Here is a 19,531-nt window from a genome sequence, read left to right on the forward strand (position 1 = left end):
AAAAGGAGTTGTTGAGTGCCTAAGTTGTCCCGCCGAACGCTGGTGATCGGAGCCATTGTCCTTGTGGTTGCCGCCCTCATCGGCCTGTCCCTGCAACCGCAACCGGTTGGCGTGGATGCTGCCGCTGTCGTGCGGGGAGACTTGCTGGTCACCATCGACGACGAAGGTCAAACCCGTCTGAAAGATGTCTATGTTGTGTCCGCCCCCGTGGCAGGACGCGTACGCCGTATTGATATCGAAGCCGGTGATACGGCCATTGCAGGTGACACGGTTCTTGCCCTGTTTGAACCCTCCGATCCCGCCATGCTGGATGTCCGCAGCCGCACCGAAGCGGAAGCCTTTGTTAAAGCGGCTGAGGCCGCTGTCGGATTGGCAGAAGCTGAACAAAACCGCGCCCAGGCCCAGTTGGATTTCGCAGACGCGGAACTGAGGCGCGCCATTCCCCTGGCCGAGCGTGGCACCATTTCGCAAGCCACCCTTGATCAACGCCAACTGTCGCGGCGCACAGCCCAAGCTCAGTTGGCCCAGGCCACCGCCAGTTTGCGCAAAACCCGCGCTGATCTCGAGTCCGCCCGTGCCACCCTGATCACAGCGCGGCAAGTGGACAGCGGCGATGACGCCGACAACAAAGACCTCATCCCTGTGCGTGCTCCCATCAACGGGCGTGTCCTGCGCGTGCTGCAAGAAAGCGAAGGCGTTCTGGCGGCGGGCACCCCGCTGCTGGAACTGGGAGACCCGGCAAAGCTTGAAATTGTCGTCGATCTTCTGTCCACCGATGCCGTTAAAATCAAGCCGGGCGACCGCGTGATCATCGATGACTGGGGCGGTGAAACCCCCTTGGAAGGCCGCGTGCGTTTGGTTGAGCCCTTTGGCTTCACGAAAATCTCAGCGCTGGGAATCGAAGAACAGCGCGTCAATGTGGTGATTGATTTTGTCTCCCCGCAGCTTGAATGGCAAAGTCTGGGCCATGGCTACCGGGTTGAAACCCGGGTTGTCGTGCAAGATCGAAAGGACGTGCTCAAGCTTCCCATCAGCGCCCTGTTCAGGTCGGGAGAAAGCTGGGCCGTCTTCGTGAATGAGGACAGCACCGCCCGATTGCGCAAAATCTCCCTAGGACAACGCAACACCCTTGAAGCCGAAGTGACAGAAGGTTTGTCAGAGAATGAGCTGATCATCCTGCATCCGTCCGATGCGATTGTTGACGGCGTCAGCGTAATGCAGCGCGGTGCGGGTTAAAGTACTTTTCCAGGATTCAAGATGCCCTTGGGATCGAGTGTCCGCTTGAGGGCGCGCATCACTTCAACTTCAGCCCCGGTGCGGCTCCAGTCCAGGTAGTCCCGCTTCTCGGTACCGATGCCGTGTTCGGCAGACACCGACCCGCCAAGCTCGCGGATGATGCCATACAAAATATCATTCACCTTGCGGTGGGCCTCATCGGAGCCATCGCCGACCGCGACCACCGCATGCAAATTGCCGTCGCCGAGATGACCTAACACCAACGTCTTCGCGCCGGGAAACACGGCTGCAATGTCCGCCATCGCGCGCGTGCCGAAACCTTCCATGGTTAAAATGGGCATGGAGACATCGTAGGTGAACATGGGCGAGAGGGTGCGAAAACCCTCACCAGCCCCTTCCCGAATGGCCCAGAGGTCACTGCGGTCGACCTCCGATTGAGCAATTACCCCGTCCTGGACTAAACCCTGGGCATGGGCAATTTCCATGATATTTTCAAAGCGCTCGGCATCGCCGTCCGGGTCAGCCCCCAGAGCATCGGTCACCACGTAGAAGTTATACTTTGGCTCCAAGGGCGGCTTCAGCGATGGGCAACGCTCACAGACGAAGTCGTAGTATTCGCGCCACATTACTTCAAAGGCTCCAAGCCCCCCGCTGAGCTTTGAATCCAATAGCGAGAGAAAACCGATCACCGACTTAAAATCGTTGATGCCAACAAACGCGGTTGACGTGGTCAGCGGCTTGGCTTGTAAGCGCATCACACAGCGCGTGACCAGACCGAGCGTGCCTTCCGAGCCGATAAACAACTGTTTGAGATCGTAGCCCGCGTTGTTTTTCAACATCCGATTCATCGAACTCAAGACGGTGCCATCGGCCAGCACGGCCTCCAGACCCAGCACCGACTGACGCGTCATGCCGTAACGAATGACCCGGTTACCGCCCGCATTGGTGCTGATCAGCCCGCCAAGGGTCGCACTGCCCCGCGCACCTAAATCCACAGGCAACACAAAGCCAGCCTCATCAGCCGCGCCATGGGCGGTTTCCAGCACAACCCCGGCCCCCGCCACCATGGTCCGGCCATGGGGGTCAATCTCTTCGATCCCATTCATACGCTCAAGAGACAGAACAACGTCGCCATCGCCCGGTGCACCGCCGCCCACCAAGCCCGTCATACCGCCCTGAGGCACAACAGCGCGCCCGGCATCATGGCATAGCTTGAGAATGGCCGACACTTGCGCGGTGGTGGTCGGGCGCATCACACAGGCCGGAACACCTGCCGCGCCATGCCCGCGTGTATCCGTATAGCGGTGACCAATATCATCGCCCGTGAGCATACCCGAGGCATCAACTGTCTTGGCCAAGTCCGCCAGCAAATCGGCCATCTTAATTCCTAACCGGAAACCGTTTTGGGCAATACGTCCGCCAGATCGTTCCAGACCTGTTGATCCACAATCAATCCATCGCGAAAAACAAAACGGTCAATGTAACGCACTTCGCTGATGGCCGACCCATCAAGAGCTTCACCGTTGAGCATGCCGGTATTGTAGACCACGGTCTCATCACCTGCTTCAAACACATCGAAGCCCTCAAAGGTTTTGGTGACGGATTTATAACGGCCTTTTGACCACGCGATCAGTTCCTCCAGAGACGTCATAGTTCTGCCGCCCGGGAAGGTCATTTTAAAATCCGGTGCGAGAAACTGGTGGGCGCGTTCTAAATCACGCTCCTCCATGGCCCGCAGGTACTCTTTAACTTTATCTGCACTCATCAGGCCACCTCGGCATCTTCTGTTACGGCTGCATAAACCTCCGGCGCAATCGTTATGTCGCCATGGGCGTTATCCACCACGCACGGACAGTCAAAATACTCGATGCGCAAGTCCCTGCCATAGGTGCCGGTGATAAACGCTTCCCACGCGGGCGTGTAATAGGCTTTGGCATGGTCCATGGATTCCCACTCGTACCAGCCGCCCGCACGATTTTCATTTCCCATAAAATATTTACGGATCAGACCCGGAATTTTTTGATACTTCGGTGCTGTCGCTTCATATAACGCGAGCTTTTCCGACGGAGTCATTTCGGCCCGGCCTGGGTTAGGGACAAATGTAACGAGCGCCGTAATCATCGCGGTTTCCTCCTAGGACAACACGCCGTCTTTGCTCAGGCGTTCCAGCACCTCCTGCTGACGGCGGACGAAGAACGCACGGTCCGGCGTGACCACCTTGCCGTCCTCCATCATGGCGTTGGGCTCAACAAAGGTATGACTGCCGTACTCGCCGGCGTAAATACCGAACGGCTGGCGCGACAACAGGTTGGTCATGCCGGAGTGTTTACGCACTTTACGCAGGCTGTCCATGTCCAACATGGCGCTGGCGCAGAACGTCTCGCCGGTATAAGCCTCGGCCAGCACCAGACCCTTGTAGTCGACAATCTTCGACATGCCGCCCGTGGACTCAGCCGGAATAGAAATGCCCTTGATGCTCGCCGTGTTGGACGACACCACGTAGCACATGTTTTCAACGGCCCGGGCGCGGCGGCAGATTTCCTTCGGCGTCAGCATGGGCGCGCCCACTTCAGATGTGGAGTGACATAAAATCTCCATGCCCCGCATGGCCAGACAGCGCGCAATTTCCGGGTACAGAATTTCCTCGGAGGCGACACAGCCGATCTTGCCAATCTCGGTTTCTGCGACCGGAAACACCCCATCCGCACCATACAGGTCTAAGTACTTATCCCATACGTCATAGGGACTTGGGGCAAACAACGACACCAACCGGCGATAGCGCAGAATGACATCGCCGTTAGGGCCGATGACAAAGCAGGTTTGAAAATAGAGTTCTGGAAAGTTCGGGTCATTCTCATACACATTGCCCGACAAAAAGCATTTGCGGCTTTGCGCAATCTTGCCCATCGCCTCGTATTCCGGCCCATCCATATCAATCGCGCCCAGTTCCTTCCAACGGGGAATGGACTCCCCCATGGGGAAGCTGGAGAGAAAATACTCGGGCAGTACAAACAACTGAGTTTTGGTGCCGCTGAAGCCCATGGTGAACAGATCAATGCTGGTGATGTTGGTGCCCAGATGTTCGATCTGTTTGAGCATCTGCGCCGAGGCTTCCGCGCGGTCGGCACAATGATTGACCGCGTGGCAATCCACTTGCAGGGCCGTTGCTGTAAACGTCGTGTTTGGATCCGACATGCGCGGCCCCTTTGTTCTTCTATGGGTGTGTTCGCCCTATGGGTTCGATCGCCTATGGGTTTGATCGCCTTTGGGTTTGATCTCCTTTGGGGTTTTACGTCCCAGAGTGTACCCTCCGGTGTAACAAGGGAAAGAAAGGCGGGCAAGAGGCCCGGCCTTTGAAAACCGCGGGAGCGTGCCATGAAACGACTTTTCATCCCTCTGCTGTGCAGTTTTTTCATGACCACTCACGCATTTGGCCAAGCGCCACAAACCACCTGCGACCGTTTGGCCGCGCATCCCTCGGATACTCAAAAAGCCGCCGCGGGTGTGGAGCAAGAGGATTTCGACATTCCCGCCGCCCGCGCCGCCTGCAAACAAGCTTTGGACGCCTACCCCGGCGAGGCGCGGTTTTCCTATCAGTATGGCCGTTCTTTTTTCTATGAAGATAACTACGACGACGCTATGCCTCACTTCGAACGCGCCGCCGCTTTGGGCTCGGCGCAAGGGCAATTGGTGTTGGGGCTGGTGGTCATGGGCGGCTTTGTGGGGGAGCCTGACGTCTGCCGCGCCGGAGACCTCTGGCTCACCGCCGCTCGTCAAAACCATCTCTATGGCAAAATTTATCTGCTGCAAAACTGGCTGGATGGCATGTTTGAAGATTGTGGCTTAGATCTGAGCACCGCCGAAGCGGAAGCGATGGTTGAGTCCGCCATGGCTTTGGCCAACACGCCACAAGCCCAAGATCAGGCCAAAGATGATGTGGCCCAACTGCAAGACAGCTGGACCCAGCGGGCACAGAATTAAGTTTTGCGCTGCGCGCCGACAACCACCACCAGCAGCACCGCCACTTCATCCGTTCGGTTCTGCCAGGTGTGATTGTTTCCCGTTTGCACCAGGGTATCGCCGGACTTGAGCACAACCTCATCCTTATCGGTGACCAACACGATCTCACCGCGCAGAACAGCGATGTAATCAATGCTGTTGGACGTGTGCATAGGGATCTGTGGTGCGTTGGCCCCACCCGGTAGTTCCGCCGTGTAGAACCGCGTGCCGCCAAACTCAGCCGCCGGCAGCCGGCCCAGGCCGCCATCGGTAACATCAGTGCGCACGGGAATCTCCGCCGGCACGTCATCGGTCTGCCACAGCCGCACCATGCGCGCGCCGTTCAAAATCAGCACATCATCCGGCTCGCCATCTTCCAGCACAAACGACGTGCCTTCCTCATTCTCAACGGTCAGAACGCGGCGGGTGGTGTGCACAAAGGGATCGTTGTCGGAGTCCACGACTAAATCCCCATAATCTCGAAGGCCGCGCGTTCGCCGGATTCCATTGCGCCTTCCATGCCCCGGTTCGACAGGGCTGTATGTTCGCCACAGAAATGCACCCGGCCATGGACTTTGCTGGTGGCATGGAGAAATTCGGTCACCTGGCCCGGTTGCCACACCGCATAGTCGCCACCCGCAAAGGGGTCACGCAGCCACGACTTAATATGCGGCGCCTCCAGCTTGCCTTTGGCGGCGGGGCGCATACGTTCCATTTCAGAAATCACCCAAGCCTTGGCCTCCTCCGGATCAATTTGATCCAGCCTGTGGGCCATGAACCCGCGCGACCACGCCGTCAGACTGGTGACGTCGGTGTTGTCGATGTTGTGCCGGTTGGCGATGATATGCCCGGCCACCGTGTCGGTCCACATGTCGGGCGACCATTCATCGTCTTCCCAGAACGGCTCTTTGGCCACCAAATGCACCTGAGTCATGGGGAAATAGGGTACCAGAGCAATAGCCTTGGCCTGCACCGAAGACAAGAACGGATCAAACTTGATGTAGCGCATCACCGGCAGCGGCAGCGAGCACACCACGCGGTCGGCTTTGTAGGTTGAGCCATCCTGGCAGACGACCTCGGCCGCGTTGTCGCCGCTGCGGATACCAACGACTTCCTTGTTAAGATGGACTTCGCGCGCGAGAGTCTTGGCCATCATCTCCGGCATCGACATATTGCCACCGAGGGCCGAGAGTTGCGTCGGCTCCCCGCCCTGCATGGAGGCAACCCAGCCATCATTGAACCACATCATCAGCGCCGAGATATCGTGCGCCGACGTGCCATAGGGCACATTCAGATTATAGGTCAGATCAATCTGTTCATCGGTAAACCCGGCGTCTTTGAACACCTTGTAGACAGAGATGTCATAAGGTGCTGACTTGGCGTCGTACCAGTCCTCAAACGACTCCAGCGGATTGGTCCGGTTCAGGAGAACCAGCGGCACCAAACGCGGGCTGAAACTTTTCCAGTCGTCCGGCAGGATGTTTTTCGGATGCGTCGGCCAAGCCTCGTTGGAGATTCGCTCGCCATCCAAATACAACTCAAACGGGGTCAACCGCTCCCGGCCTGCGGAATTCAAGACCGGAATGTTCAGCCGGTCGATGACATCAATCATGCGGCCATACCCGGCGCCGATGCCGTTGCCACCCGCTTCCGGGTTGCCAGGGATATCCCTGAGCGAGAGTAAGCGGCCGCCAATGCGGTCCCGGCCTTCGATGACCTGCACCGAATAGCCCTGCTCCTCCAGCAGCATCGCCGCATTCAGACCCGACAGCCCGGCCCCGATGACAATAACATCTGTCTTATTTTGGGCTCTGAGCGGACGGGGTTTCAGTCCGGTCGCGGCTACCGCTGCGCCGGTGACAGCTAAAGCTGTGCGCCTTGAAACAAAGGCACTTGAAACAATGGGACTTGAAACAAAGGTATTCGCAACCGAATTAGATGGCATCCATCACCTCAAAAGCCACGCGTTCACCAGACTCCATGGCGCCTTCCATACCCCGGTTCGACAGCGCGGTATGCTCGCCACAGAAATGCAGGTTACCATGGGGTTGCGACATTTTAACGATGAATTGTTTGATTTGGCCCGGTTCCCACACCGCCCAGTCGCCCGACGAGAACGGATCGTTGTACCAGGATTTAAAGCCCGCCACCTCAAGCTTGCCCTTGGAGGCGGGGCGTTGCTCGGCCCAGGTGTCCAGAATCATCTGCTTAGCGTCGTCTTCCGGCAGTTGGTCGACCTGCTGGGCCTTCCAGCCACGATGCCAACAGGTGATGCTGGTGACCTCTTCCGGCGTCTCGCCAAAATGCTGCGCCATGACGTTGCCCAGAACCGTGTCCGAGAACATGCCGATGGGCATGCCGTCTTCTTCCCAGAACGGGTCTTTCGCGACCAGATGCGATTGTGTCAGCAATTGCTTGCCCAGCGTCTGCACGGCATGAGCCTGCGCGCCTCGCAAGCCCGGCTCAATTTTCATCGTCCGCAACACAGAAAACGGAATCGACGAGACAATGCGTTTGGCACGATAGACTGTGCCGTCTGCGCAATGCGCCTCGGCCCCGGTTGCATCACTAGAAATACCGATCACTTTGCGGCCCAAGTGCACTTCGTTGTTCAGCGCAGCGGCCATGGCTTCCGGAATACGCTGGTTGCCGCCGACTGCGGCATAGGTGGCACGCGGCTGAATGGACCGCTGCATCATGCCCCAGGCATAGGTAAACATCAGCATCAGGGCCGACACATCATACGACGAATTGCCGAAATCTGAATTGATGTTGTAGGCCAGATTGATCTGTTCGTCGGTGACGCCCCTGGATTTGAACCAGTCATGGACGGATATATCCAACGGCGCACTTTTGGGGTCGTACCAGTCTTCGTACGACTCAAGGGGCATGTTCTGGATGATGAAGATGGGCACGAAGGACCACGGCATCATCGCCTTGTATTTTTCGTCAAAGACGTTGCGCGGATGCGCGGGCCAGTCTTCAGCGCTGATCATTTTGCCGTCCAGGAACAGGCTCCTGTTCAGAATAAGCGGCGCGCGATCCAAAATATTGTTCAGTTTGGCGCCAAACCGCTCGGCCGCATCAATCACCCGGCCATAGCCAGCCCCGATGCCGTTGCCGCCCGCTTCCGGGTTTCCCGGAATATCACTCAGCGATAAAATCCGGCCCCCGATGCGGTCCCGTCCTTCAATCACTTGGACGGAATAACCCTGATCTTGAAGCACATGCGCCGCCGAGAGGCCGGACAAACCCGCACCGATGATCAAAACATCAGACTGTGTCTGAGACCTTACGGGCTTGGAAGGCATGCCAACGCTGACACTGGTTGCCACAGCCGCAGCTCCGGCACTTTTTAGGGCTGTCCGTCGGCTAAAATGGTGTTTGGTCATGGTCTGAAGTTCCCCTTGTGCGGTCCCGATCGGTACCCGTTTGAGCATCACAGTTTGCGGCGAATGGTGAGCCACCGTAAAGCCCCACGATTCTTGCGGAAACCGTGGGTTGCCCAATGTCCACGGTGCGGTAGGATGCGGCAGATTCGCACTTACTCACAGAAGACACGACAGGCTAGCCATATGACTCAGACCGTACACCGCAAAATTGTTCTCAACGCCTATCCCGAAGGCATGCCCAAGCGCAGCGACTTCCGCATGGAAGAAGGCCCCATCCCTGAGCCTGGCGAAAATGAAATGCTCATTCGCACGCTCTTCATTGGCTTGGAGCCGCGCATTCGCCTGATGCTGAACCCAACTGACGATGAAAACAAAGCCATGCGGCCCCACGGTCCGATGACCGATATCGGCAAGGTCATTCCAGGCACGGTTCTTGGTGTGGTCGTGAAATCCAACAATCCAAAGTACAAAACCGGCGATGTGGTTGAGGGCTTCCTCGGCTGGCAAAACTATGTTGTGACCGATGGCGAACCCCACCCCACCAACAATCCGGAAGGCGTGGCGATCTGCGATACGGACCTGGCAGAGCCCATCGACTTTATTGGGCCGATGGGTGCCCCGGGGTTGACCGCCATTCTGGCCCTCAAACACGAAGGCAAACTGCAACAGGAAGAGTCCGTCGTCATCACCAGCGCCGCCGGCATGGTGGGCTCTCTCGCCGGTCAGCTGGCGCTGCTATTGGATGCCTGGGTGGTTGGCGTCACCAGCACCGATGAAAAATGCGCTTATCTGATGGACGAACTCGGGTTTGATGCGGCCATCAACTACAAGAAAACCAAAGACCTGGCGGCTGACATCAAAAAGGCTTGCCCGGACGGGGTCGATTACTTTTTCGACAATACGGGCGGCGTGATGGCCGACATCATTTCAACGCAGATGTCTAAAAATGGCCGCATCACCCGCTGCGGCATCATCTCAAATTATAACAAGCGCGGCTGGAACCAATCGCAACAATTCGACGGCCAGTTCTCAGTGCATAATCACGTCAGCGAATATGCCGAAGCGCGCCAAACCATCAGTGACCTCCTCAAAGACGAAGGACTGGTTTACGAACGCAAAGTATTTGAGGGATTGGAAACCGCGCCCATGGCCTTTATTGGCCTGCTCAACGGCGAGAACATCGGCAAGTGGATTGTTCAGGTGTCATAACCTGAACAATCCAGCCGCGGCTTTATTCGCTTAGCCTTATCACCCTTGAAAGAGCGCTTTGTGCTCTTCAATGAACTGTTCCAGAGAGGTCGCCGGACGCCCTAACAGCTCGCTCATGGTGTCGGTCTTATAATCCAGGCCACCTTCTTCAGACATTTCCTGCATCAGTTCCACCACACCCTCAATGTGCCAGTCGCTTTTCAGCACCCGTGCCAGGAAGTCATGGAAGTCTTGTAACGGCTGCGGGGTATAGGTGATCTCACGACCCAAGGTTTTGCTGAGCTGCTTGGCCACATCATACATCGAGAGAATATCAGGCCCGGTCAGATCATAGGTTTTACCAATGTGTGGCGCACCCTCGGTCAAAATAATCGCAGCAACTTCACCCACATCACGCACATCACACATAGAGGCTGTGCCGTCCCCGGCTGGGAAGGTAAAGGAGTCGTTGGCTTTGACCTGAGCGGCAAAGCCCAGCACATTCTGCATAAAGAAGTTGGGCCGCATGATCGTCGATCCAACCGGTGAAGCTTCTGCCGCTTCCGCGACTTTTACATGGACCTGGGGAATCCGGCGTGGATTCTCAGGATTGGATTCCGTCGATGACATGTAAACCAGATGCTTTACGCCAGCCGCTTCCGCCGCTTTGATGATATCCAGCTCCCATTTGAGTTGATTGGGGCCATTCGGCAAGGTCAGCATCACGCCTTCAATGCCTTTCATGGCCTTGGCAACAACATCGGCATCGCCGATATCACCAACCACCAACTCAACGCCCTGCTCTTTCAAGGGAGCTGCTTTTTCTTCATTGCGCACAATCGCGCGCACTTTGGCGCCCCGCGCCAACAAGTGTTTAACGGTTTGTCCGCCGGTTTTTCCGGTCGCGCCAGTGACAAGAAACATCAGGAGATCTCCAATTCAGATAATATTTGAGACACCCGCAAAATGCACAGAGGTGAGGATATCTCTTCTGCCGACACATGCCAGGGTTAAACAGCTGGCGCAACCCCCAGACACACCAGACGAGTCCCCTAAAAACTGTTGCGCCTCAAAAAGACTTGTCGCAGGCTGAGACTATGATTGATTTTACATCGGCTTCTTGCCGTAAGTTTTATGACCACTGGGCGTCCCTGCGCGGCGCATCAGACATACCTGAAAACTCCGTCTTTTTTGACAACGCGCACCCAGATTACGCCCCTGGCACGTTCATGCTCGAACTCATTAATGAAACGGCGGTCGTCCGTCTCATGGGGACCGGACTGGTCGAGCAATGGGGCCATGACCAGACCGGTACAATCATTGGCACTGCGCAAAGTGAAGGGCTGGAGAAAGCCTGGTACGACAATGCCTTCACTATCGTGACACATCCGTGTGGCATGCTCGTCAATTCATACTTCAAATCGACACAGGGGCGACTGTCTATGATTGAGACCATTGCTCTGCCCCTGGTATCGCCCAAGAGTTCAAACAAACGAGTGGTCTCGTATACTGAGATGATCGATGATCTTGGGTATAAAGAATTTCCCGAGGTCTGGCTGGAAACGCCGAAAATACTCTGGGTGGATATCGGCCATAGCTGCCCAAAAGAGCCGCCGCTGTCACAGTGAAACAACAGCAATTTTTATATTGATGGGATGAGCATGGCATGGTTTGGGGTTGCCCGGGTGGGCAGACCGTCCCAGACTGAGTCATCCCGCCTTGAGGATTGGTCCCGGCTACAGGCCAGCTAAAGGAAAGTGTCTCGCCGTGTCTCAGCATCACTCCATCAGCGCCAGCACGCTTGCCAGAAAAATCGTCCGCAGAGAGATCACCTCTGAAGCCTTATGCGAAGATCTGTGCAACCGGATTGAAGCTCACGCTGATCTGAACGCCTTTGCCACTTATGATCGCGCAGCGCTGCTGGCGCAAGCCAAAGAAGCTGATGTGGCGATGTCCCTCGGCAAGAACCGTGGACCCTTGCACGGTGTGCCCGTGCTTTTAAAAGACAACATCAACACCTCCGCCATGGCCACCAGCGGCGGCACCCCGGCGCTCGTCGGAAATATCCCAAACGTCAATGCGCCCATCGCTGCGCGTCTGTTTGAGGCTGGGGCCTTGCTGGCCGGCAAAGCCAACATGCATGAACTGTCATCCGGCGGCACCAGCGCCAATCATGTCTTTGGTCCCGTGCGGAACCCCTTTGATAAAATGCTGGTGCCGGGCGGGTCTTCTGGTGGCACCGCCGCCGCCATCGCCGCCGGATTGGCCCCCGCGGGTTTAGGCACTGACACCGCAGGGTCCGTGCGTGTTCCTGCCGCGCTTTGCGGTGTTTTTGGCTTCCGGCCTTCAACGGGGCGCTATAGCGATGCTGGGATTGTGCCGCTCTCCCGCACGCAGGACACGGCAGGCCCGCTGGCAGCAGCCATGGAAGACATCATTCTCCTAGACAGCCTTTTGGCTGTCGGCGGCGCACACCCCATAAGGCACAAAGGCACAAACTTGCGCATTGGGGTCGCCGAACATTTGATTGAAACTGCCAGCTCTCAAATCAGCCGTACCATTGACGACACCCTGCAGCGGTTGGCGAAAGCCGGGGTTACTTTGGTGCCTGTCGACTTATCTGCTCATACCGACGTGCGCCGTGCTGCCACGGTCGGTGTCATCGACAGCGAGTTTCCAGGCGTGATGCAGGCGTACTTAACAGCGCATGCCCCTCATCTCACCTTAGAAAGCTTGACCGCGCAGATCGCTTCGCCCTCGGTGAAAGCCTTCACCGAAGACCGGTTGCGTAAAGTCCACGACCAGGCAGCCTATGCCTACGCCATAGGAGACGGGCTCAAGGCTTATCAGGCCGTATGGGCAAGTCTCTTCACCGACCACACCCTGGATGCGATCGCCTTTCCAACCACACCAGAGGTCGCGCTGCCTTTAGCGGAAGATGACAATGTCATGCGCAACGGAGAGTCTGTTTTATCTTGGTTTTATTTTAGCAACACCGGTCCCGGCAGCGCCGGACAACGGCCGGGGATCAGCCTGCCGGTCGGGCTGAGTAAACCTGGGCCGGACCAATCTGGATTACCCGTTGGCTTGGAACTGGATGGACTCCCGGGAGAAGACGAACACTTGCTGGGCGTCGCTCAAACCGTCTCTAACATTTTAGATATCTAGCTATTAAAATAGCGAAGATGGTTAAGCGGCTGGCCCAGTGTAGAGGCAGCCTTCGCCGCAAGAGCCGCGCCGGATGACAACTTTACTCAAGGCCGGAAACTTTGTGGCCAGCTTATCCCAGACCCACACAGCGATGTTTTCCAGTGTTGGATGGTCGAGCCCTTCAAGGTCATTGAGATAGCCATGATCCAAGTCCGCTTTAAGGACCGCAATGGCCTCATCGACGTCCGCGAAATCCACAATCCAGCCCGTATTTTTGTCTGGGTCTCCCGCCAAATAGACTTCAGCTGAAAAGGAATGCCCATGCAGGCGCGCATAGCGGTGGTCTGGCGAGACATTAGGCGCCAGATGGTGAGCGGCTTCGAATGTAAAACTCTTAAAGATTTCCATGGATCGTCTTAATTATTTGTCGGTTGAACGGCGCGGACTATGCCATCAACGCCACAAAAAAGCACGGCCTGATAAACCACTCTTGTTTTGTTCATCGTATTTTCAATTATCATATGAATATCAATTACTTAAAATTCTTTCTTGACCTATTCTCTCGACTGGTCAAAGTGCGCCCATTATGATCAAGACCGCCTCAACTCCGTCTGCGTTGGTCCTCTTTTCGGGAGGACAGGATTCCACAGCCTGCCTGGCCTGGGCCTTGGACCGCTACGACACTGTAGAAACCATCGGCTTCGACTATGGCCAGCGCCACCATATTGAACTGACCTGCCGGACTACGGTCCTCGACCAGCTGCGCACCAAATTCCCAGCCTGGGGCAACCACCTGGGCGCAGATCATACCGTTGATCTCGGCTATCTCAGCGCCTTGGGAGAAACGGCCATGACCCATGATACGGCGATCGAAATGGGAGACGCCGGGCTGCCCACCACTTTTGTACCGGGGCGCAATCTGGCGTTTCTGACTGCTGCGGCGGCCCTGGCCTATCGGCGCGGGATCAGCGTCTTGGTGGGCGGTATGTGCGAAACCGACTATTCCGGCTACCCGGATTGCCGCAGAGACACCCTGGATGCCATGGAACTGGCGCTCAGCCGTGGCTTGGATCGACCGGTCTCCATCGTAACACCGCTGATGAAACTGGATAAAGCGGCCACCTGGGGCCTTACAGAGACCCTCGGCGGTGATACCCTCACCGACCTGATCATCGAGCACACGCACACCTGCTATCGCGGCGACCGCACGCACCGGCACGCCTGGGGCTATGGCTGTGATGACTGCTTTGCCTGCGACCTCCGATCAGCAGGTTATGCCAAGTACAAGGCCACACCATGACCTACGCACCATGACATACGCCGTTAAAGAGATTCATTACACCCTGCAGGGCGAAGGCGCTCATACCGGACGTGCGGCTGTATTTTGCCGCTTCACGGGCTGCAACTTATGGTCTGGCCGGGAAGAAGATCGCGCCACGGCCCAATGCCAGTTCTGCGATACAGATTTCGTCGGTACCGATGGCGCAGGCGGCGGGTCGTTTAAACAAGCAGATGCCCTTGCCAATAAAATAGCTGGCTATTGGCCTAACACTCAAAACGGCACACGCTATGTGGTGTTCACCGGCGGCGAACCTCTGCTGCAGCTCGACGCCCCGCTGATTACAGCCCTGCACGCCCGGAACTTCGAGATCGCCATTGAAACCAACGGCACCCTGCCAGCGCCCGAAGGCATTGATTGGATTTGTGTCAGCCCGAAAGCCGGGACAGCGCAGGTTCAACGCAGCGGCAACGAACTCAAAATCGTCCACCCGCAAGAGGGGCTCGACCCCCGGGACTTAGAAAGCCAGGATTTCCAGCATCGCTTTGTGCAGCCCATGGATGGCCCCACCTATCAGGAAAGCCTGAGCGCCTGCATTGCCTTTTGCCGGACCAATCCCGCCTGGCGGCTGAGCCTGCAAACCCACAAAGTGCTGGGGATTCCTTAACCGAAAAACGCTTACCACAAATCCTTAAATGGATAAGGCTTGGCATAGTCTTTCAGGTGCTCGGGCAACGCCGGATTGTGCGCTGGCGTGTAGGAAAACGGGGACGGTTCCGATGAAAACGTATTTTTCAGCGCGCCGCCGTAAATGCGGATGAACAGGTTATAACCAATCTCACTGCCCGCCGGGCCATGCATTTCGTTCTCGCGCCACCACGCATACCCGCCCGGACCCATTTTCCCCACGTCGCCGAACACGTACTCGCCAGACAGCACAAAGACTTCCTCAATCATCGGATGGCCAAACTTGCCCTTCATAATCGGCGGCGGCGCATGATGCGGCAGTGCCGCGTAAAGGAACGTCTGTTCCTGGGTATCCGCGTCCACCCGCAGCTTTTTGGTAAAAATGGTGGGCGACAACGGCTTACCGGTCACCGAGCCCGCCGCGCCCGTCTGCCAGTCCATGTCATACACATTCAACTTACGGATCAACTTGTCTTCGCGGAAATGCCCGTCTGCTGCCGCACCCAAAATAGGGTGGTGAAAGCCCCCAAACAACGCCAACAAAACACATCCATGCGCTGAGGCAGTTGTATCGCGCACATAGCCCGACGGCCAATAACCATAGGTGTCTTTTCCGTAAATCTCGCCGTTGACTTCCAACGCGCCCTCGAGCAAGAAAATTTCAACATCGCAGCGAAAATGCACCGGCCCTGGCCGCGAAAAACCCGGCTCTATTTTCAGAATGGCCGTGAAGGCACCGGTCTCTTTGTCATGGCTAAGCGCTTTGCTTTGTAAAGGAATTTCCGGATTTCCAGGCACGCCATCCGCCCACGGAATGTCCTGGGCCTGAACAAAACAGGTATGCGGTCGTGCCATGTGTTTCCCCTTTGCCTCTTAGTCCTCAACCGGCCGGAACTCAGCCATGTCACTCCACACCCGCATATCGACAATTTTGTCATGGGCGATCTCAAAGCGATCAATGTAACGCACGCCTTCGTACGTGGTGTCGTCATTCCACGTGCCCGCCATCGAACCGATGGCATAGACCACCGTGCAATCGTCGCCCGGCATGGCCTCGTAGGTATCCGTTGTTTTGCGCGCGCTTTTGTGGCGTCCCTTGGAAAAGGCGGCAAAGTCCGCCGGTGTGGTAAACACATGACCGCCGCTGACGGTCATACGGAATCCAGGACCGAGCAACGTGTTGACCGCGTCCATATCGCGCCGCCCCAAAGCCTCCAGGAATGTTTTAACGGTCTCTACAGCGTCGGACACGCCTTTCTCCTCATTCTTATCTCAGTAAAGCGTACGCCGAACCGGGGCCTTGGCGTAAGGCTTTAATGCATCGGGCACGACAGGCTTATAGGGCGCATCGTAATCAATCGCGAGGCCCTCCTCGCCAAAGGCGTTGGCCAATTTACCGCCGACCGTGCGAATAAACATCATAAAACCGGTGTGCGATCCGTAGGGCCCATGAAAGTTATTGGGCTCCCACCAGGCATAAGAGCCCGGGCACATCACGCCCACATCGTTGATGGCGTACTCCCCGGACAACACAAACATCTCCTGCACGGTCGGATGGGTCCACTGTTTTTCCATGTATCGGAATGGCAGCGCCGCATACAAAATACTGATTTCGCCCGTATAGGGGTCTTCGCGCAACGGCCGCACGCCGGTGCCCATGAGATAACGGGTGTACGGATTTTCCGTCCAACCTTCCAAGCCATCGGGGGCCACGTCGATCTGCTCGACCAGCAGCTTGTGATCGAACATCGCGCCCGGTGCGGCGGCCTCAACCTCCATCGGCGCTGCTGACACCATGGTCAGCACAACAGCCCCACGCGGCGCAGAAAAGGACTCACGCACATACCCTGCCGGAAGATTGGCATAGGCATAGGGTCCGTAATCTTTGCCGTTGAGATGCAGGGTGCCTTCCAGCACCAGAAATTCTTCATGGCAGGACAGATAGCGCGCGCCACTTTGCTGCCAGCCTGCGGGATAACGCACAATGGTTGAACTGCCCCCAGTCTCGGGATCAACGCTCAAAACTTTAATGTCGAGGCTTTGGCGCTCCCCCGCTGCCCCCGCACCCGGGAAGCCCTGCCGCCAGGGCTGATCTTGCGCCTGGATAAACATGCAATGTGGTCGTGGCACCAAAGTCTCTCCTGAATAATAGCCTGAAGTTTAGCCAGCAACGTTAACGAAGAACACCCCAACCAATTCACGCCCTCTGACATTACCCCTCACATTACCCCTCACATTGCCCCTGGCGTTGCACCTCGCACTCTGGTCGGTCATGATCAGGCCACAAAAAGCACTCAAGGGGGACTTCCATTATGGCGCGGCCACATATTCTTTTCATTCAGGCGCAGGATATTCATTGGCAAAAAGGGCTCTATGCGCCCGGGCGCGATGACGTGGATATGAAAATCCTGTCCATTGATGACGCCGGCACCGACTCAACCACTGTCATCCGCTACCCCGCAGGCTGGTCGCGCACCGAGCCGGAGTTCGTCACCGCCCATGAAGAATTCCTGGTGCTGGAAGGCGCCATCACCATCAACGGCCAGACCTACACCACCCATCAGTATGGCTTTCTGCCCGCAGGCTATACGCGCCAACAGGCATCATCCGAGCTTGGCGCGGTGTTGCTCACCACCTTCGCTGATCGGCCCGAAGTGAAACCCGGCGCAGGCCCGGACTATGACGAGAAACTGCTGATTCCGTTTGTCGATCCGCTCACCATGGACTGGGACGAAGGACTGACCGATCCCAAGTTCGCCAGCGGCACCGCCATCAAGCCGCTGCGCAATGACCCCTATACCCAGGAAAGCTCGTTCCTGTATTGCACCCGCCCCCATCGTGTGCCGGCGGGCATGATGAAGCCGCAATGGACTCATCCGATGATTGAAGAAATTTACGCCATCGATGGCGAATACGTATGGGGCGATTGCGGTCGCATGGGGCCGGGCGGTTACGCCTGGTGGATCGACGGCGTGTATCACGGCCCGGCCGGCTCAGAAGTCGGCTATCACCTGTGGGTGCGCACGGTGAATGGTCCATTGGCCAACGACATCGGCGAGGAGAAAAAACCCTTCACCTGGGAGCCCCCGTTTAATCCGTCCCTGCCCGATGATCTGAAAAAAATCGCCAAGCCCTATGTGCGGCCACCGAATTATTGAGGCTGTATAGGCGGCCTGCCGTTGCCAACCGCCAAAGACTCAAAGCAACGTTTTAATTTTATGTTTCATTAAAATGTCCAACAATCGTCCAAATCCCGATGATGATAAATCCAGCACCGGCAATCAGCTTGATCGGCACGGTCGTCATCAGTCGCTCCGCATAGGTTCCCGCCAGTACGGCGAGTCCCGTTGAGCAGATCAACGCTAAAGACGCGGCAGCGAACACAGCCCAGGGTCCAAGTTTTTTATCGGCTGCAAAGAGCACAGTTGCAAGCTGGGTTTTATCGCCGAGTTCAGCAAGAAAAACCGTGAAGAATACCGCAATCATATCCATGATGTGATGACCCGCCTTTTATTCTCATTTCAACTTGGTAATCCAGAGCGACCTTTAAATGGCACGCGCTTTGTAATAAGTCAGCCAGTGAAATGATCAAACGGTAAATGACGGACGAGCTCATGCACACCACAGACCTCAGCAAATGGCAGCACGATCACACCTTCGGCCAGGATGAAGTCAAAGCCGGGGAACGGGCGACAATTCTCGTCATTCTCATAACCAGCATCATGATGGTTGCCGAAATCGTGACCGGAACCCTGTTCGGTTCAATGGCATTGCTGGCGGATGGCCTGCATATGGCCTCTCATACGGTGGCTCTGGGCATTTCCGTATTCGCTTATATCTATGCCCGGAAATTTTCGTCAGACCGGCGCTACAGTTTCGGCACCGGTAAAGTGAATGCCTTGGCCGGGTTTAGCAGTGCGATTTTGTTATTAGGATTTGCCTTAACCATGGCCGTGGAAAGCATCGACCGTTTTCTGAATCCGGTTGAGATTGCCTTTAACCAAGCCTTGTTTGTGGCAGGCATCGGCTTGGTTGTAAATGTGGCCAGCGCCTGGATTCTTGCTTCTTCCGGCACTCATTCTCACGATCATGGTCACGCGCATGATCACGAACACGCGCCAGAGAATGACCTCGCACACGAGCACACCCATCACGCTGGGGAAGAAGATCACAATCTCAAGTCAGCGTATTTTCATGTCGTGGCTGATGCCCTTACCTCTATTTTGGCAATTGTCGCCCTCATGGCCGGCAAATGGTACGGCTTGAATTGGATGGACCCCGCAATGGGAATCGTCGGCGCACTGCTTGTTTCTCAGTGGTCCATCGGATTGATACGGAACTCAAGCCGCACACTGTTGGACTGGCAGGCTTCAGACTCAACACTTGCCCACTTACATGACGCCATAGAAAACGACAGCGATGACAAGGTCGCCGACGTTCACATGTGGAGCATTGCTCCCGGCAAATATGCGGCCGAGATCGTTGTTGTCAGCCATGAAACCCATGAGCCCGATTACTATCGCGCGCGTATTCCAAAAAGCCTGAACATCGCGCACGCGATCATCGAAATCCGGAAATGCCACGCCTCATAACGTTGATC

General features: G+C 56.4%; 22 protein-coding genes. 9 read left to right on the top strand and 13 right to left on the bottom strand.

Translation table 11 applies throughout. The features are described 5' to 3' along the window. The first annotated feature begins 15 nt into the window (after positions 1 to 15). Positions 16 to 1,236 carry an HlyD family efflux transporter periplasmic adaptor subunit gene (locus RIC29_16910; GenBank protein MEQ8736606.1) on the top strand — a complete coding sequence of 407 codons (1,221 nt, stop codon included), beginning with the start codon at positions 16 to 18 and terminating at the stop codon, positions 1,234 to 1,236. Here the strand turns inward: RIC29_16910 and RIC29_16915 are convergent. The 4 genes from RIC29_16915 to RIC29_16930 are packed head-to-tail and all read right to left on the bottom strand — an operon-like array spanning position 1,233 to position 4,431. Next, on the bottom strand, positions 1,233 to 2,615 hold the full coding sequence (locus RIC29_16915) for an FAD-binding oxidoreductase (protein MEQ8736607.1): 1,383 nt from the start codon (positions 2,613 to 2,615) through the stop codon (positions 1,233 to 1,235). The two genes, RIC29_16910 and RIC29_16915, sit on opposite strands and share 4 nt — an antisense overlap. Before the next feature lie 8 nt (positions 2,616 to 2,623). Next, entirely contained in the window at positions 2,624 to 3,001 is a 378-nt protein-coding gene (locus RIC29_16920; protein ID MEQ8736608.1) for a nuclear transport factor 2 family protein, read from the bottom strand. Continuing rightward, positions 3,001 to 3,357, bottom strand: a complete 357-nt coding sequence (locus tag RIC29_16925; protein ID MEQ8736609.1) for a hypothetical protein — start codon at positions 3,355 to 3,357, stop codon at positions 3,001 to 3,003. The genes RIC29_16920 and RIC29_16925 overlap by 1 nt, the downstream gene beginning before the upstream one ends. 12 nt (positions 3,358 to 3,369) lie before the next feature. Beyond that, positions 3,370 to 4,431: a nitrilase-related carbon-nitrogen hydrolase gene (locus tag RIC29_16930; protein ID MEQ8736610.1), complete on the bottom strand. Its 1,062-nt coding sequence runs from the start codon at positions 4,429 to 4,431 to the stop codon at positions 3,370 to 3,372. Positions 4,432 to 4,611: 180 nt separating this feature from the next. On the opposite strand from RIC29_16930, the gene RIC29_16935 reads away from it, so the two are divergent. Continuing rightward, positions 4,612 to 5,217, top strand: a complete 606-nt coding sequence (locus RIC29_16935) for a hypothetical protein (protein ID MEQ8736611.1) — start codon at positions 4,612 to 4,614, stop codon at positions 5,215 to 5,217. Here RIC29_16935 and RIC29_16940 read toward each other — a convergent pair. From RIC29_16940 to RIC29_16950, 3 genes are read right to left on the bottom strand one after another with little or no spacing between them, the layout of a single operon-like run. After that, entirely contained in the window at positions 5,214 to 5,696 is a 483-nt protein-coding gene (locus RIC29_16940) for a cupin domain-containing protein (GenBank protein MEQ8736612.1), read from the bottom strand. The two genes, RIC29_16935 and RIC29_16940, sit on opposite strands and share 4 nt — an antisense overlap. A gap of 2 nt (positions 5,697 to 5,698) precedes the next feature. After that, entirely contained in the window at positions 5,699 to 7,180 is a 1,482-nt protein-coding gene (locus RIC29_16945) for an FAD-dependent oxidoreductase (GenBank protein MEQ8736613.1), read from the bottom strand. Beyond that, positions 7,170 to 8,627, bottom strand: coding sequence for an FAD-dependent oxidoreductase (locus RIC29_16950; protein ID MEQ8736614.1), 1,458 nt, complete (start codon positions 8,625 to 8,627; stop codon positions 7,170 to 7,172). The genes RIC29_16945 and RIC29_16950 overlap by 11 nt, the downstream gene beginning before the upstream one ends. 183 nt (positions 8,628 to 8,810) lie before the next feature. Here RIC29_16950 and RIC29_16955 point away from each other — a divergent pair, with 183 nt between their 5' ends. Continuing rightward, complete coding sequence (locus tag RIC29_16955) at positions 8,811 to 9,836, top strand: NADP-dependent oxidoreductase (GenBank protein MEQ8736615.1); 1,026 nt, start codon at positions 8,811 to 8,813, stop codon at positions 9,834 to 9,836. Between the two features lie 39 nt (positions 9,837 to 9,875). On the opposite strand, the gene RIC29_16960 is transcribed toward RIC29_16955, so the two are convergent. Next, positions 9,876 to 10,739, bottom strand: coding sequence for an SDR family oxidoreductase (locus tag RIC29_16960; GenBank protein MEQ8736616.1), 864 nt, complete (start codon positions 10,737 to 10,739; stop codon positions 9,876 to 9,878). A gap of 173 nt (positions 10,740 to 10,912) precedes the next feature. Here RIC29_16960 and RIC29_16965 point away from each other — a divergent pair, with 173 nt between their 5' ends. Beyond that, entirely contained in the window at positions 10,913 to 11,443 is a 531-nt protein-coding gene (locus tag RIC29_16965) for a hypothetical protein (protein MEQ8736617.1), read from the top strand. A gap of 139 nt (positions 11,444 to 11,582) precedes the next feature. After that, entirely contained in the window at positions 11,583 to 12,983 is a 1,401-nt protein-coding gene (locus RIC29_16970; protein ID MEQ8736618.1) for an amidase family protein, read from the top strand. Between the two features lie 21 nt (positions 12,984 to 13,004). Here the strand turns inward: RIC29_16970 and RIC29_16975 are convergent, their stop codons facing one another. Beyond that, positions 13,005 to 13,373: a 6-carboxytetrahydropterin synthase gene (locus RIC29_16975; GenBank protein MEQ8736619.1), complete on the bottom strand. Its 369-nt coding sequence runs from the start codon at positions 13,371 to 13,373 to the stop codon at positions 13,005 to 13,007. 178 nt (positions 13,374 to 13,551) lie between these two features. Here RIC29_16975 and queC point away from each other — a divergent pair, with 178 nt between their 5' ends. Then, positions 13,552 to 14,265: a 7-cyano-7-deazaguanine synthase QueC gene (queC, locus tag RIC29_16980; protein MEQ8736620.1), complete on the top strand. Its 714-nt coding sequence runs from the start codon at positions 13,552 to 13,554 to the stop codon at positions 14,263 to 14,265. A 10-nt stretch (positions 14,266 to 14,275) separates the two neighbouring features. After that, positions 14,276 to 14,911, top strand: coding sequence for a 7-carboxy-7-deazaguanine synthase (gene queE / locus RIC29_16985; GenBank protein ID MEQ8736621.1), 636 nt, complete (start codon positions 14,276 to 14,278; stop codon positions 14,909 to 14,911). Between the two features lie 11 nt (positions 14,912 to 14,922). On the opposite strand, the gene RIC29_16990 is transcribed toward queE, so the two are convergent. The 3 genes from RIC29_16990 to RIC29_17000 are packed head-to-tail and all read right to left on the bottom strand — an operon-like array spanning position 14,923 to position 17,061. After that, the gene (locus tag RIC29_16990; GenBank protein MEQ8736622.1) at positions 14,923 to 15,786 is read right to left on the bottom strand and encodes a DUF4437 domain-containing protein; all 864 of its coding nucleotides are present in this window, start codon (positions 15,784 to 15,786) and stop codon (positions 14,923 to 14,925) included. 18 nt (positions 15,787 to 15,804) lie between these two features. Next, the gene (locus tag RIC29_16995) at positions 15,805 to 16,182 is read right to left on the bottom strand and encodes a nuclear transport factor 2 family protein (GenBank protein ID MEQ8736623.1); all 378 of its coding nucleotides are present in this window, start codon (positions 16,180 to 16,182) and stop codon (positions 15,805 to 15,807) included. Between the two features lie 21 nt (positions 16,183 to 16,203). Further along, the gene (locus RIC29_17000) at positions 16,204 to 17,061 is read right to left on the bottom strand and encodes a DUF4437 domain-containing protein (GenBank protein MEQ8736624.1); all 858 of its coding nucleotides are present in this window, start codon (positions 17,059 to 17,061) and stop codon (positions 16,204 to 16,206) included. Between the two features lie 182 nt (positions 17,062 to 17,243). Between RIC29_17000 and RIC29_17005 the strand changes: the two genes are divergently transcribed. Continuing rightward, the gene (locus tag RIC29_17005) at positions 17,244 to 18,089 is read left to right on the top strand and encodes a DUF4437 domain-containing protein (GenBank protein MEQ8736625.1); all 846 of its coding nucleotides are present in this window, start codon (positions 17,244 to 17,246) and stop codon (positions 18,087 to 18,089) included. Positions 18,090 to 18,147: 58 nt separating this feature from the next. Here the strand turns inward: RIC29_17005 and RIC29_17010 are convergent, their stop codons facing one another. Then, entirely contained in the window at positions 18,148 to 18,423 is a 276-nt protein-coding gene (locus RIC29_17010) for a TMEM165/GDT1 family protein (GenBank protein ID MEQ8736626.1), read from the bottom strand. Between the two features lie 107 nt (positions 18,424 to 18,530). Between RIC29_17010 and dmeF the strand changes: the two genes are divergently transcribed. Continuing rightward, a complete protein-coding gene (dmeF, locus tag RIC29_17015; protein MEQ8736627.1) occupies positions 18,531 to 19,523 on the top strand; it encodes a CDF family Co(II)/Ni(II) efflux transporter DmeF in 993 nt (330 codons plus the stop codon). Positions 19,524 to 19,531: the final 8 nt, after the last annotated feature.

The sequence above is a fragment of the Rhodospirillaceae bacterium genome (genome assembly GCA_040219235.1).
In the GTDB taxonomy this organism is placed as follows: Bacteria; Pseudomonadota; Alphaproteobacteria; order Rhodospirillales; family Rhodospirillaceae; genus WLXB01.